The sequence below is a fragment of the Flavobacterium anhuiense genome, from assembly GCF_001705175.1.
In the GTDB taxonomy this organism is placed as follows: Bacteria; Bacteroidota; Bacteroidia; order Flavobacteriales; family Flavobacteriaceae; genus Flavobacterium; species Flavobacterium anhuiense.
Map to the genome: position 1 here is coordinate 3,241,401 of NZ_CP016907.1, position 13,823 is coordinate 3,255,223.

Below are 13,823 nucleotides of genomic sequence, written 5' to 3' on the forward strand. Positions count from 1 at the left end.
AATCAATACCATATAAAAATCTACAAAACATTGCGAAATGTTTTTAACTGATTTATAGCCAGTCTAAAATTCGTTTTATCGAAGCCAATTTATCTTTGTAAGGCGCATAGCGCATAGGCAAATCAAGCCAATTTCCTTTTTTCACAATTGCTTTATGATGAGAGAATGTATCGAAACTTCGTTTACCGTGATAAGCGCCAATTCCGCTATGGCCGACACCACCAAAAGGCAGTCTATTATTAGAAAAATGAACAACAGTATCGTTGATACAACCGCCTCCAAAGGAGTATTTTGAAATTAATTTCTTTGTAAATGAATTATTTTCGCTAAAAATATAAAATGAAAGAGGTTTCTCATAGCGGCTGACAACCTTTTCGATGTCATTTTCATTTTCATAAACGAGAATAGGCAGAATCGGGCCAAAGATTTCTTCTTTCATAACTGGACTGTCCAAATCTGGCTCTTCAAGAAGTGTTGGCGCAATATAAAGTTTGTTGGCATCACTTTCTCCGCCAAATAAAATATGTTCGTCTTGAATCATATTGGTGAGTCGGTACCAGTTTTTTGTATTTATAATTCGCGCAAAATCAGGAGATTTGTCAATTTTCTTGCCGTAAGCTTTGATGATTTCTTCAATTAAGTAAGAAATAAAATTAACCTTCATATTTTTCTGAATCAAAATATAATCGGGTGCAATGCAAGTCTGACCGGCATTAATGAATTTTCCCCAGACAATTCGTTTTGCGGCAAGTTTTAAGTTGGCAGTTTCATCAACAATACATGGGTTCTTACCGCCTAATTCCAAAGTAACCGGAGTTAAATTTTCTGCTGCCGCTTTTGCAACAATTTTACCTACAGCAACGCTTCCTGTGAAGAAGATATAATCCCAACGCTGTGCAAGCAGTTTATTAGAAACTTCGATTCCGCCTTCATAAACTTCGACGTGATTAACATGAAAAGTTTTTTCTATAATTTTTGCAATTATGGCCGAGGTATGAGGTGTAAGTTCAGAAGGTTTTAAAACTACTCTATTTCCTGCAGCAACTGCAGCAACCAACGGACATAAAGCAAGCTGAAAAGGATAATTCCAAGGCGCTATAATCAATACATCTCCATAAGGTTCTTTGTAAAGGTAATCGCTAGAAGGAAAATTTAAAAGTGAAGGAAAAACGCGTTCAGGTTTGGCCCATTTAGTAATGTTTTTGATAACATCTTTGAGTTCTGAAATGACATAATTAGTTTCGGTCAAAACAGCTTCGAACTCAGGTTTTTTAAAGTCATCGTATAAAGCTTTTACGATTAAATCTTCGCTTTTTTGAATATTATACAATAACTTTTTTAGAGTTTCCTTTCGATATCCGATGTTATTTTTATAATCCATTTTCCGATTAACTTGAATTTTCCCTATGCAAGTTAATTGATAAAATTTAAAAATTTAACAATTAAATCATAAAAATCATACAGCATTCCAAATTGGGTCGTCTGGTGTCGGCGCGATAATCGTTATGTTTTCTTTAGAAACAGGATGTACAAAAGTTAGTTTTCTGGCATGAAGATGAATTCCGCCATCTGGATTACTTCGGTCTGCGCCATATTTTAAATCTCCTTTTATGGGCGATCCAATGGCACTCAATTGAGCACGAATCTGATGATGACGTCCTGTATGCAAATTGATTTCGAGCGCCGTATAATTTTGAAGTTCTTTGATAATCGTATAATCTAAACTGGCTAATTTGCTATCAGGCACCTCTTTTGAATGTGCTTTTGAAGTATTGTTTTTTTCGTTTCGTTTTAAATAATGAACCAATTTTGCTGATGCTTCACGTGGTTTGTTCTTTACAACTGCCCAATAGGTTTTTTTAGTTTCACGATTGCTGAATAACTCATTCATTCGCGATAAAGCTTTACTAGTTCTTGCAAAAACCACAATTCCAGTTGTAGGCCGATCCAAACGATGAATCACACCCAAGAAAACATCACCAGGTTTATTATACTTTTCTTTAATATATTCTCTCACAACATCAGACAAAGGTTTATCGCCTGTTTTATCGCCTTGAACAATATCGCCCACACGCTTATTAACCACAATGATGTGATTGTCTTCGTGAAGTACTTGTAAATTATCTTTGGTGGAAACAATTTTCATATTAGACTTGCTTAGATTTTTAGACATACTTAGACTTCTTAGATTTTGACTGATTCTTTTAATTTTATAATAACGTCGCTCTAAATCGGGATGTCATTTTAGTGATTTCTTCCAGTAAGTTAATTAGTTCAGTTGTACTTTCTTCATTTATAAATCCTAAATCAGATGAAATTAAAAGTTGTGTTTCAACTTCATAGGCTGATCCGATAGCAATTTCTAAAAATCTAGCAAAATCCTTATTTGAATTTCTTGAAGAGCCCTCTGCAATATTTGAAGGGATTGATACAGAAGCTCTTCTTAATTGATTTATTATTCCAAATTTTTCTTCACTAGGAAATGTGGCTCTTACAGAATAAATTTTAGAACAAAATGATCTGCTTTTCTTCCAGATCAAAAGCTCTTTAAATTGATGCATGGCTTAAATTATTGATAGTTTTGGCAGAAGCTCAAGATTTCAAAAAATTAGACTTCTTAGAATTTTACGCAATTAAATGAATTTAAGTGCAATATCTAAGAAGTCTAAGTATGTCTAAAAATCTAAGCCAGTCTGATTTTAATATTGTTCACTAGCATTCGGGAAATCACTAGACTTAACATCAGCAGCATATTGGCTGATTGCTTTTGTCATTTCTTCGTAAAGATTTAAGTAACGGCGCAAGAAACGTGGACTGAATTCGTTGTTCATTCCTAGCATATCATGGATTACTAGGACCTGACCGTCAACGCCACCTCCAGCACCAATTCCGATAACAGGAATAGAAATACTGTCTGCTACTTTTTTAGCGAGAGCTGCTGGGATTTTTTCCAAAACGACAGCAAAACATCCTACTTTTTCAAGCATTTGAGCATCTTCAATTAATTTCTCTGCTTCTTCTTCTTCTTTAGCGCGAACAGTATAAGTCCCGAATTTATAGATAGATTGAGGAGTTAATCCCAAATGTCCCATAACTGGAATTCCGGCATTTAATATTTTTTTGATAGACTCTTTAATTTCTTTTCCGCCTTCCAATTTCACAGCATGCGCACCACTTTCTTTCATGATTCTGATAGAAGAACGTAAAGCTTCTTTTGAATCTGACTGATAACTTCCGAAAGGCAAGTCAACTACAACCAAACCTCTTTCTACAGCGCGAACTACAGAAGAAGCATGGTAAATCATCTGATCTAAAGTAATAGGCAGAGTAGTTTCATGACCAGCCATTACGTTTGATGCCGAATCACCAACTAAAATTACATCGACACCAGCGGTATCAACAATTTTAGCCATTGTATAATCATACGCAGTCAGCATAGAGATTTTTTCTCCATTGCTTTTCATTTCAATTAATGACTTTGTTGTGATTCTTTTATAATCTTTTTTTGCTACAGACATTTTATTGTTTTTTTGATAATGTAAAAGTATTGAATAATTGTAAAAGGGGAATCAGCAATAATAGAATATTTCGACAGAAAATAGTTTTCCGTCTTTAAATTCTAATCGGAATTGGCTGTCTTCCATGATGATACTGTAAATGTGGGGCGATTTTAGAGAAGCTTCAATATAAGTTCCATATTTTTCAATGAAAGCTTTTTCAGACAGTGTATGATCTAAAATAGCGTTTTGATTTATAATAAATTTGTTGTTTTCGTTGATGAAAACTTTAACGATTTCTCCCTGCTTTTGTTTTTCATCAACAGAAATTTCCAAATCTGGATAGTAGTAAAATAAATCACTCAAATAAATGCCGCATTCGTCTGAAATACGAGTTTTTTTGGGTGGATTTCCCATCGTTTTAATTAAATCTGCCAGCGAAATGTTAACCGATTTCGTTTTAAAACCTTTTAAAGAATAATGGGATTTTTGAGTAAAGGCAATAATCTGTTCTGATAATTTATGATTGGCCAGACCTTTGGCTAATGCCATATTCAATTCTGTTTCTGCTAATAATTTTGGGTCGTTGATTTGCTTCACGACTTCATAATATCTTTGATATGCTGGTGTAAGTTTAGCATATTCGCTGCTCCAAGCCAATTCTACAATTCTTTCGCTAACCGTTTTTCGTTCGTTAAGAGCGTTTAAGTCCAGTTTATCGAAATCTTTCAATAAAGCATCAAAGTTTGGTCTAGGGCCAAGAAATTTTCTCAGTGTATATTTAGAATATTCTTCGTTAAAACTTCCGCTGATATTTACCCATTCATCAGGATTTACAGGAAGATAGTTTACTGCAACAGGATCTCCTGTAAATAAAATTTCTCTGATTTTTGAAGTTTTATCGGGCAAGGCTCTTGCTTTTAGTCCAGCAGCAAGAACAAAAAGGTGATTGCCTCCGTAGTAAGCATCTCCGCCTTCCAAAATAGGATTTTTGGGATCTTTAATTTTTACATCTTTTGCGTTAAGGCTGTTTGCAATAAACTTTTCTTGCACATAACCTTCGTTCAAATTATCAGCTTGTATTTTGTACCAGCCATTTTGATTTTCAGATAATAAGCGAACTTCTGCTCCATATTTAAAATACCCTAAAAAATCGGCAGATGCATTCGGAGAAATAAATAATCTTGTATCAGAATTTAAAAAATAACGTTCTTGAGAATGAAGTAAAATAGAACAGAAAAAGAGTAAGAAGTAAAGTTTTTTCATGAATGTTTCTAGATTTTTTTGCCACAAATTCCACAAATTGGCACAAATTTATAAGAGAATAATTCGTGGCAATTTGTGGAATTAGTAGTAACTTAAATTTTAGCAATCAGCCATGTTTACGGCAACTGCAAGACCTCCTTCAGAAGTTTCTTTGTATTTTGAATTCATATCTTTTGCCGTTTCCCACATTGTGTTAATCACTTTGTCTAAAGGAACTTTAGCATTTTTAGAATCCGTTTCTAAGGCCAATTCAGCAGCATTTATCGCTTTAATGGCACCCATTGTATTTCTTTCGATGCAAGGAATCTGAACCAAACCGCCAATAGGATCGCAGGTTAAACCTAAATGATGTTCCATTGCGATTTCGGCTGCCATAAGAACCTGAGCAGGAGTTCCGCCCATCAATTCGCATAAAGCTCCCGCTGCCATTGCAGAAGAAACGCCAATTTCAGCCTGGCATCCGCCCATTGCCGCAGAAATAGTAGATCCTTTCTTAAAGATACTTCCGATTTCGCCCGCAACCATCAAAAATTGTTTGATTTCTTTTTCGCCAGCACTATGGTTTTCGATCACCATATAATACATTAAAACGGCCGGAATTACTCCAGAACTTCCATTGGTAGGCGCTGTAACAACACGTCCAAGGGAAGCGTTTACTTCATTCACGGCAAGTGCAAAACAGCTAACCCATTTTAGAATCTGACGAAATTTTACCTCAGTTTTTCTAATTTCTTCCAGCCAACTTTGCGGGTCGGTATAATTAGACAATCCGATTAAGTTTTGGTGCATGTCAAAAGCTCTCCTGCGCACATGAAGTCCGCCAGGAAGAATGCCTTCAGAGTGGCAGCCAATGTACATGCATTCCAGCATGGTATTCCAAATGCGCATTAATTCTGAATGCACTTCGGCTTCTGGACGCATCGAAATTTCATTTTGATATACAATTTCAGAAATTGATTTATTTTCACTAATCGTATAATTCAACAATTCAGCTGCGTTTTGAATCGGGTAAGGAAACGCACATTTTATAGCTTTTTTTTCTTTAGCATTGGTACGTTCTTCTTTTACAACGAATCCGCCTCCGATAGAATAAAAAGTAGATTCATATTCAGAATCATCAGATTTGTAAGCTGTAAATTTCAAACCATTGGCATGAAACGGAAGAAAATCTTTGTTGAAAACAATGTCTTGAAGAAAAAAGAACGGAATCACTTTTTGGTTGCCCAAATTGATTTCGTTTGTAGTTTCGATTTTTTTAATAATTCCCGCAATATCTTCAACAGGAATATATTCAGGATCTTGTCCGCTCAATCCGAGCATTACAGCAAGATCTGTTGCGTGGCCTTTTCCAGTTAAAGAAAGAGAGCCATATAAGTCGACTTTTACTCTTGTAATGTCGTCTAAAATTGCTTCGTCTTTGAGCTCTTCAAGAAAACGTTCGGCAGCGCGCCAAGGACCTAAAGTATGTGAGCTTGAAGGGCCAACGCCAATTTTAAGCATATCAAAAACAGAGATACATTCTTCCATTGTTCAATTTTTGTTAAGACAAAGATAATCGAATAATGCAATGATGATTAATTTTTGATTGTTAATCTTGCGTATTTGTTAAAAAAAATATTAAAATTTAATAATTCGGCAACGAAATAAATTTAAAGCCTTAATATGCGCTTTAAGTAAAAAGTTCACTATTTTTAGGTATTTTTGTAAAAGAACGAGTGCTAAAAAATACTCGATTCGTCAATATTAATACTTCATGGATTTTGTTTGAATTCTGAAAATGTCTTTTTACAAATTATAATGCCACAAGAAGATAAAGTTACCATATGATAGAATTTTTCAGACATCTATTACAAGAATTCGAATTACCTTTAAGCAACCCCGTATTGATTTTTTCGTTAATACTTTTTATTATTCTGCTTTCGCCGATTTTGCTTAAAAAGATTAATATTCCGGGAATTATTGGACTAATTATTTCTGGAGTTATTATCGGTCCGCACGGTTTAAATATCTTGGCAAAAAACTCTGCAGTTGATCTTTTTTCAACAATTGGACTTCTGTACATTATGTTTATCGCAGGATTAGAATTGGATATGAATGAGTTTAAAGCCAACCGAAATAAGAGTTTGCTCTTTGGTTTTTTTACCTTCATTCTGCCGCTTTCAATTGGTTTTCCAGTTTGTTTTTATTTGCTTCAATACGATTTCAATGCCAGTTTTTTAACTGCGAGCATGTTTGCGACACATACTTTGGTTGCGTATCCGATTGTGAGTAAACTGGGAATTGCCAAAAATCAAGCAGTTGCCATTACTGTTGGAGGAACAATTTTGACCGATACAGCTGTTTTGATTATTTTGGCCGTAATTATGGGAAGTGCTCAAGGAAGCTTAAATCAGGCTTTCTGGATCAAATTGACTATTTCGCTGGCAATTTTTTCAGCCATAATGTTTTTGCTTATTCCAAGAATTGCTAAATGGTTTTTCAAAAAATTAGAGAGTGAAAAACATGCGCATTACATCTTTGTGCTTTCTGTGGTTTTCTTTGCAGCCTTTTTGGCCGAAGTAGCAGGAGTAGAGCCTATCATTGGCGCGTTCGTTGCAGGTTTGGCATTGAATCCTTTAATTCCGCATTCGTCAGCATTAATGAACAGAATTGAGTTTATTGGAAATTCATTATTCATTCCGTTTTTTCTGATTTCAGTAGGAATGTTAGTTGATGTCAGCGTTATTTTAAGCGGACCAACAGCTTTAATCGTAGCCGGAACTTTGAGTGTTGTGGCAATATTTGGAAAATGGATTGCAGCATTTTTTACTCAAATTGTTTTTAAATATACCAGAACCGAAAGACAGCTTATTTTTGGGTTGAGCAGTGCGCACGCGGCAGCAACTTTAGCCGTGATTTTGGTGGGTTATAAAGCTAAAATTTTAGATGAAAATATCTTAAACGGAACCATTATTCTAATCCTGATTACTTGTATTGTGGCTTCGTTTGCAACTGAAAAAGCCGCTAAGAAAATTGCAATCTGCGAAGAAGAGTTTTCTCATGAAGATGCTGGTAGGGATCAAATTTTAGACGAACATATTCTGATTCCGCTGGCGAAAACTTCTGCCGCGGCAAGTTTATTGGATTTTGCTCTTTTGATAAAAGATAAAAAATCATCTAACCCCATTACTTTATTGACGATTGTACCGAATAATAATCAGGCAGAAAAAAATATTTTAAAGTACAGAAAAGCGGCCGATAAATTTGTTATTCAAGGTTCAGCTTCAGAAGTTAAAATCAATACCATTGCCAGAATTGACCACAATCCAGCGAGTGGAATTGCCAGAACTTCAAAAGAAATTATGTCCGATATTGTAATTGTCGGATGGCCGAGAAAAACAGGATTTATCGATAAAATTTTTGGAGAAAATGTAGATTCAATCATCAATAATGTTGATAAGAGTCTGTTTATCTGTAGATTTCAGAAGAATTTTATCGAAGAAAAAAGATTGGTTTTTATTTGTCCGCCATTTTCTGAAAGAGGTGTCGGGTTTCACTTACTGCTTCAGAAAATATGCCGTTTATCACAGGAATTGAGTATTCCGATTGTGCTTTATGCTGAATATAAAACTCACGAAACCATTCAGCAGATTGCTAATAATTTGAAATTAAATGCCAAATTAGGATTTAAAAATGTTTCTGATTGGGAAGATTTTGAAAGTATTTCAGACGAAATAAAACTAACCGATTTAGTCGTTTTCAATCTTTCTAGAAAAGGTTCTGTTTCATATCAGTCTATTTTTGATAAACTGCCGCAGAAATTCGAAAAATATTTCAACGATAACAATGTAATTTTAGTTTATCCGCAAGACGATAGAAAAGAAAGTTCAATGGATGCTTATGAAGATTTTACATCATCGCCTTTAGCAAAAGGAATCGAAGCCATAGAACAGATCGGGCGAGGTATTGGAAGTATTTTGAAGAAAGGATAACTCATTTATAGTTTTATGACAGAAGAATTAGCAGAGATTTTTAGGAAGTATGTTTTTCCAAAACGGGATGAAAATTCTTTAGTAGCAATTGAAGATATTCAGGAGCATTTAAAATTTGATCTTCCAGAAGACTATGTTTATTATGTTGAGAATTACTTGGGAATAGATCAGTTTATTGGAGTTGAGTTTATAAAACTTTGGAGTCTAGAAGAAATTATCGATGCAAATTTAGAATATCATATTTTTGAAAAACTGCCCCAAACACTCGCCATTGGCACAAATGGAAGCGGTGAGTTTATAGGAATTGAATTTGATGATGATAATTCTGTAAAAATCATTCTTTCTCCTTTTATTGATTTGAATCCGAAGTATCACGTCGAAATTGGAAAATCATTTACAGATTTTCTTGTCCGACTAGATAAGGGAATTGAATGGTTTCAAGATTAAAAAATAAATGCTATGAATCACAAAATAAAATCTATCAGACCTTTTATTGGAGCTAAGAATTTCGAAATCTCAAGAAGCTTTTACCGCGATTTAGGATTTGAAGAAACAGTTTTAGAATCTAATTTTTCAGTTTTTAAATCTGGAGAAATCGCTTTTTATCTTCAAGATTATTACGATAAAAGTTGGATTGAAAACACTATGATTTTTGTAGAAGTTGATGATGTCGAGCGATATTATGACGAGCTTTTAGCTTTAAATCTTCCCGAGAAATACGAAGGAGCAAAATTAACTCCGATAAAATATTTAGATTGGGGAAGTGAATGTTTTCTGCACGATCCAGCAGGAGTTTTATGGCATTTTGGGAAGTTCAAGTAAATGAATATTTGGTCGTACCGCGATTCGAATAATCAAATTTGCAATTCAACTCATTTCAATAATATAAATTCGCGAATTTGTGGCAAAAAAACTATCTCAATCCAAAATCACCCAAAACACGCGTTGTGCTTTTTCGCTGATACCAGTCATTATAAACCAATTCTAAATTTTTGACTTCAAATTCTCCAAAATCATAATCGCGGAATTTTTCTGCAATTTCAATCAGCTTTTTCGGATTTTGAAGTTTTTCTTGAAAACGCATTACTGTAGAATGTGCGGTAGAAATCTCATATCGACTGTCTATAGATTGCTGTAATCCTGAATTTTTGAAATTCTCTCGAAGCCTGTTTCGTAAATTATTTAAAGTTTCATCACTTGGAAATCCTTGAATCATAATGGCTGATGGAGAAGCGGTTATGCCTTTGTAATGGATTTTGATTTTCTCTACTTCAACAAGACTTCTGCATATTACCTCAATATATTCGTTTGGCGAGATCTGATTTAAAGTAAATTTATCTGAACAAGAAATAATCGACATTACCGTAATATGAATGTCTGAATCTGGATAAAAATACTGTTCTGGTTCAGCTTTTTTTAATTCGTTGATAAAAGTCTGAATGTTGGCTTTTATTTCATCATTCGGGCGAATAAGAAGCGTGATTCCAAAACGGGAATCGGATTCGTTTTTAAGTTCAGAATCAATAGAGTATTTTCCTGCCGAAATGATTTCAGAAGATGTTTTATAAAGCTTATTGTAATGTTCGGTTAAATTCATTCGGGTTACTTCTTTTTTGCTTTTTCAAGATTCTCTTTTACCCTAAACTTAACGATTTCAGCAATCAAATTATAAGGTATTGGATCTTTCAAAGGAAATTGCACAGAACCTTTTCCTGATTTATATTTTGAAAGTTCTGCAGCAAAAGCTTCATGTCCAGAAGGCAGTGCGTAAAGCCCGATATGATTTTTAAAAGCTGCAAAATAAACGACAATCCCTTTCTGCTCAAAAGCTGGCATGGAATAACTAATTTTCTCTTTAGCATCAGGAGCCGCTTTCTGAATTGTCATACGAACTTTTTCTAAAACTTCCTGAACATCATTCGGAAATCCACCAATGTATTCGTCTATATTTTCGGGTTTTTTAACTTCCATGATAGTTTTTTTGTTTCAGGTTTCAGGTTTCAAGTTGACTTTCTTTGCAGTTGTATCTTTACCGCAAAGTGCGCTAAGTTTTTTTTTAATACGAAGACTAAACAAAATCTATATTTTAAGTTCGCAAAGCTTTGTTTAGAAAATACCTTGCTAACTTTTCATTTTAAATGACTCTCAAAAAAACTTAGCGTTCTTTGCGTGCTTTGCGGTAAAAAAAGACTTTTGCGGTTAAATTTCATCAAGCAAGCCCTTTCGGAAAACGATCCAAAACCAGATTCAATCTTAAATTATGTTCTAAATAAGCTTTTGCTCCAGCTAAAACCAAAGTAAAGCCTTCAGTTGAGTTGCGAACCTGATCGATTATTTTGTCTGAATCTCCGTGAAAACCAGAATTTGTAATACTAACAAACGTTTCATTTTCGTTTAACGGACTAAAAACCCATTCGACCAATGTAATTTCGTCAGGATTTCCCCATTCGATCACAATTTTTTTATTTTCTTGAATGACAACTGTCGTAACAGAAAGAGAGAAACCATACATTTCCCAAGTCCATTCGGTTTTTTGGTTTTCTTCTAATTTTCCTGATCCTTTTGTAAACCAAAATTTACTCGTAATCTGCGGATCAATAAAAGCCTGAAAAACTTCTGAAACAGGTTTTCTAATCAGCATTTCGGCCTTTGCATATTTGTTGTTTTCTGTTTTCATGGTTGATGAGTAAGATGTGTAAGTTAAAAATGAGTTTTTTGGGACTTCTAAATTAAGAAAGAAATTCCGAAAAAAGGGAATAAAAAAAATCCATACAAGTTTTTTCCTTGTATGAATTTTATGGTTTTGAATTTAAAATATTATTCTCGTATTGTAGTTTTATCGTGTAAAGCAATTTCTGCAATTTCGTCTTTTCGTTTAAAGCTGACACCAGTGTGCTGCTGAATATATCTAATAAGTTCATACGTAGCATTTACCATTTGAGGCGTACCGCCAATACGGTCATGAAAACTAATAGACATTTGACGGCGCTGAGTTTCGCTTTCAGCATATAATTGGTCAAACTCCATTTTAACCTGTTGTAAGAACTGGTCTGCGGAAAAGTTTTTCCCTTCTATTAAAACAATATCATTGCATCGAAGCGTATATGGAACAACGGCAAAATCCTTATTTTTTACCTGAATAATGAAGGGTTCGTCTCGACTGAGGTCATCAATATGGTATTTAAAACCAAGTTCCTGTAAAATATCAAGTGTATTTTGTCCTCTACGAAGCCAATTAGCATTGTAGCCTATAGGAGTAAAACCAGTAATTTTTTTGATTGCGTCTACACCATCTTTTATGAAGTTTTTTTCTTCTTCATATGGCATTGTATATTGTGTGCTCCAGTTCATTCCGTGTGCTGCGGCTTCATGGCCTCTCTGAACAATTTCTTTTGCCAGTTCAGGATTTTTTAAAACGGCAGTTCCAACCATGTGTGAAGTTACTTTTACTCCTAATTTATCCCAATTGTCCAACATTCGGGGAATACCTTCTTTATACCCGTACTCGTACCAAGTTGCAGCAGGAAGATCAATAAAGCCTTTTTGTATATTTTGAGGAAAAGGACTTTCTGCATTTTGTGGCTGTCCTCCGGCTTCAAACTGCATGGAAATTGAAACGACTAATCTTGAACCATCTGCCCATTTCGTTTTTTTAGTAGAGAAAAGCGGAGCGTTTTTTTGAACACTAGAAACAGCTTCGATGGGGTTTATCAAGCCAGCGATTCCTATTATACTGGTTTGTTTTATGAAATTTCTTCTTGAACTCATGATGTTTATTTTTTAATTAAAGTATCAATTGCCCAGCTGTTGTAATCTGCAAAATGTAATAACAAAGCAAATAATGAAATGTGAATTAATTGTGAGGGAATAGCCTCCCAGTTTTCAATCATTGATGTTCCAAATAGCAGAGCCAGCATTACTAAGGATCCGGCAATTAAAGATGGTTTTGTAAATAAACCGAGCAATAGTAAAAAACCAATCGCAAATTCGGCTATGGGAAGCAGGTAACTGAATGGTGTTACAATTATTTTTGGCAGCAGAGAATTTTCAAAACTGCCAACCATCCAATTACTGAAAGCGGTAAGTTTTGGCAATCTGACTAAACCATGGCCAAACATGCTGATTGCAACAGCAAGTCGTAAGAATAAAAATGAGGTTGTTTCCATAATGATGTGATTTTTATACGACAAAGTTGCATATAACAGATTGTCTAAATTTGTACAATCATTGGAATAATTTGTATTTTTGAAAGATGGAAATTAGAAATTTATACCAACCTTTTGAACTTCAGTTTTTAGAAGTTTTAGAATATGAAGCAAAAGAACGCAAGAATACTTTCTTTGAGATGGTTTTTGTTTTAGAAGGAAAAGGAATTCAGATCATCAACGACCACAGATTACCTTACAGCTCAGACAAACTTTTTTTAATTTTCCCTCAGGATACGCACAGTTTTGAGGTTATGGAGAAAACGAAATTTTTCTTTATACGATTTCATGATAGTTATTTAAAGACACAAAATAGTGAAGGAATTCAGAAACTTGAATTTATTTTTCATAACCACAATCACCTGCCGGGATGCATTCTGAAAACCGTAACTGATAAACCTTTGATTAGGACAATGATTGAAGCGCTAATTATGGAAAAGGAAAATCAGTTTCCACAGCAGCAAGAAGTTATTAAACAGATTTTAAATACTATTATCACAATAGCTGCTAGAAATATTTCGCTCATTGCACCTTTAAATCTAAATCAGTCTAACATTGCTCCAAGTTTGGATTTGTTAAATTATGTCCATCAGAATATTTATCAGCCAGAACATTTGAAAACATCCAACATGGCTGCTGCCTTTAATATTTCGCCAACCTATATCAGCGAATATTTTAAAACCAAAACGGGTCAAAGTATTCAGGAATATACTATTACTTATAAAATCAAACTAATAGAAACTAGATTAAAATATACAAACATGCAGATTAATGAGATTGTATATGAGTTTGGTTTTAGTGATGCCAGTCACCTGAATCGATTGTTTAAAAAACATACGGGTTTAAATCCAAGTGATTATAAAAAGCAGTTTAAAAGTGTATAG

The 13,823-nt window shown here is 34.2% G+C and carries 15 protein-coding genes; 4 read left to right on the forward strand and 11 right to left on the reverse strand.

What is annotated here, in order from left to right:
* Positions 1-52: 52 nt before the first annotated feature.
* The 6 genes from BB050_RS14185 to BB050_RS14210 form a co-directional block, all read right to left on the reverse strand.
* A complete protein-coding gene (locus tag BB050_RS14185) occupies positions 53-1,381 on the reverse strand; it encodes an aldehyde dehydrogenase (RefSeq protein ID WP_066033994.1) in 1,329 nt (442 codons plus the stop codon).
* A gap of 75 nt (positions 1,382-1,456) precedes the next feature.
* A complete protein-coding gene (locus BB050_RS14190) occupies positions 1,457-2,146 on the reverse strand; it encodes an RluA family pseudouridine synthase (RefSeq protein WP_066033995.1) in 690 nt (229 codons plus the stop codon).
* A 64-nt stretch (positions 2,147-2,210) separates the two neighbouring features.
* Entirely contained in the window at positions 2,211-2,561 is a 351-nt protein-coding gene (locus BB050_RS14195; protein WP_066033996.1) for a four helix bundle protein, read from the reverse strand.
* A 138-nt stretch (positions 2,562-2,699) separates the two neighbouring features.
* Positions 2,700-3,518, reverse strand: coding sequence for a 3-methyl-2-oxobutanoate hydroxymethyltransferase (gene panB / locus BB050_RS14200; protein ID WP_066033997.1), 819 nt, complete (start codon positions 3,516-3,518; stop codon positions 2,700-2,702).
* Between the two features lie 51 nt (positions 3,519-3,569).
* Positions 3,570-4,763 (reverse strand): SH3 domain-containing protein, encoded by a 1,194-nt coding sequence (locus BB050_RS14205; RefSeq protein ID WP_066033998.1) that lies wholly within the window; start codon positions 4,761-4,763, stop codon positions 3,570-3,572.
* A 99-nt stretch (positions 4,764-4,862) separates the two neighbouring features.
* Positions 4,863-6,290 (reverse strand): L-serine ammonia-lyase, encoded by a 1,428-nt coding sequence (locus BB050_RS14210; RefSeq protein WP_066033999.1) that lies wholly within the window; start codon positions 6,288-6,290, stop codon positions 4,863-4,865.
* Positions 6,291-6,586: 296 nt separating this feature from the next.
* Here BB050_RS14210 and BB050_RS14215 point away from each other — a divergent pair, with 296 nt between their 5' ends.
* From BB050_RS14215 to BB050_RS14225, 3 genes are read left to right on the forward strand one after another with little or no spacing between them, the layout of a single operon-like run.
* Complete coding sequence (locus BB050_RS14215; RefSeq protein WP_008468587.1) at positions 6,587-8,734, forward strand: cation:proton antiporter; 2,148 nt, start codon at positions 6,587-6,589, stop codon at positions 8,732-8,734.
* A gap of 15 nt (positions 8,735-8,749) precedes the next feature.
* Positions 8,750-9,181: an SMI1/KNR4 family protein gene (locus BB050_RS14220; protein ID WP_066034000.1), complete on the forward strand. Its 432-nt coding sequence runs from the start codon at positions 8,750-8,752 to the stop codon at positions 9,179-9,181.
* Between the two features lie 12 nt (positions 9,182-9,193).
* Positions 9,194-9,556: a VOC family protein gene (locus BB050_RS14225; protein WP_066034001.1), complete on the forward strand. Its 363-nt coding sequence runs from the start codon at positions 9,194-9,196 to the stop codon at positions 9,554-9,556.
* 91 nt (positions 9,557-9,647) lie between these two features.
* On the opposite strand, the gene BB050_RS14230 is transcribed toward BB050_RS14225, so the two are convergent.
* The 5 genes from BB050_RS14230 to BB050_RS14250 all read right to left on the reverse strand — a co-directional run bounded on the left by BB050_RS14230 (position 9,648) and on the right by BB050_RS14250 (position 12,900).
* Entirely contained in the window at positions 9,648-10,331 is a 684-nt protein-coding gene (locus tag BB050_RS14230; protein ID WP_066034002.1) for a 2'-5' RNA ligase family protein, read from the reverse strand.
* A 5-nt stretch (positions 10,332-10,336) separates the two neighbouring features.
* Complete coding sequence (locus tag BB050_RS14235; protein ID WP_066034003.1) at positions 10,337-10,705, reverse strand: iron chaperone; 369 nt, start codon at positions 10,703-10,705, stop codon at positions 10,337-10,339.
* A 238-nt stretch (positions 10,706-10,943) separates the two neighbouring features.
* Entirely contained in the window at positions 10,944-11,411 is a 468-nt protein-coding gene (locus tag BB050_RS14240; RefSeq protein WP_066034004.1) for an SRPBCC family protein, read from the reverse strand.
* A gap of 140 nt (positions 11,412-11,551) precedes the next feature.
* Positions 11,552-12,502, reverse strand: coding sequence for a polysaccharide deacetylase family protein (locus BB050_RS14245; protein ID WP_083219845.1), 951 nt, complete (start codon positions 12,500-12,502; stop codon positions 11,552-11,554).
* A gap of 5 nt (positions 12,503-12,507) precedes the next feature.
* Complete coding sequence (locus tag BB050_RS14250) at positions 12,508-12,900, reverse strand: DoxX family membrane protein (protein WP_066034005.1); 393 nt, start codon at positions 12,898-12,900, stop codon at positions 12,508-12,510.
* 86 nt (positions 12,901-12,986) lie between these two features.
* On the opposite strand from BB050_RS14250, the gene BB050_RS14255 reads away from it, so the two are divergent.
* The gene (locus BB050_RS14255; RefSeq protein ID WP_066034006.1) at positions 12,987-13,823 is read left to right on the forward strand and encodes a helix-turn-helix domain-containing protein; all 837 of its coding nucleotides are present in this window, start codon (positions 12,987-12,989) and stop codon (positions 13,821-13,823) included.

Coding starts and splice junctions, on each gene's coding strand:
- BB050_RS14185 (WP_066033994.1), bottom strand. CDS start 1,381: ATGGATTATAAAAATAACATCGGATATCGAAAGGAAACTCTAAAAAAG.
- BB050_RS14190 (WP_066033995.1), bottom strand. CDS start 2,146: ATGAAAATTGTTTCCACCAAAGATAATTTACAAGTACTTCACGAAGAC.
- BB050_RS14195 (WP_066033996.1), bottom strand. CDS start 2,561: ATGCATCAATTTAAAGAGCTTTTGATCTGGAAGAAAAGCAGATCATTT.
- panB (WP_066033997.1), bottom strand. CDS start 3,518: ATGTCTGTAGCAAAAAAAGATTATAAAAGAATCACAACAAAGTCATTA.
- BB050_RS14205 (WP_066033998.1), bottom strand. CDS start 4,763: ATGAAAAAACTTTACTTCTTACTCTTTTTCTGTTCTATTTTACTTCAT.
- BB050_RS14210 (WP_066033999.1), bottom strand. CDS start 6,290: ATGGAAGAATGTATCTCTGTTTTTGATATGCTTAAAATTGGCGTTGGC.
- BB050_RS14215 (WP_008468587.1), top strand. CDS start 6,587: ATGATAGAATTTTTCAGACATCTATTACAAGAATTCGAATTACCTTTA.
- BB050_RS14220 (WP_066034000.1), top strand. CDS start 8,750: ATGACAGAAGAATTAGCAGAGATTTTTAGGAAGTATGTTTTTCCAAAA.
- BB050_RS14225 (WP_066034001.1), top strand. CDS start 9,194: ATGAATCACAAAATAAAATCTATCAGACCTTTTATTGGAGCTAAGAAT.
- BB050_RS14230 (WP_066034002.1), bottom strand. CDS start 10,331: ATGAATTTAACCGAACATTACAATAAGCTTTATAAAACATCTTCTGAA.
- BB050_RS14235 (WP_066034003.1), bottom strand. CDS start 10,705: ATGGAAGTTAAAAAACCCGAAAATATAGACGAATACATTGGTGGATTT.
- BB050_RS14240 (WP_066034004.1), bottom strand. CDS start 11,411: ATGAAAACAGAAAACAACAAATATGCAAAGGCCGAAATGCTGATTAGA.
- BB050_RS14245 (WP_083219845.1), bottom strand. CDS start 12,502: ATGAGTTCAAGAAGAAATTTCATAAAACAAACCAGTATAATAGGAATC.
- BB050_RS14250 (WP_066034005.1), bottom strand. CDS start 12,900: ATGGAAACAACCTCATTTTTATTCTTACGACTTGCTGTTGCAATCAGC.
- BB050_RS14255 (WP_066034006.1), top strand. CDS start 12,987: ATGGAAATTAGAAATTTATACCAACCTTTTGAACTTCAGTTTTTAGAA.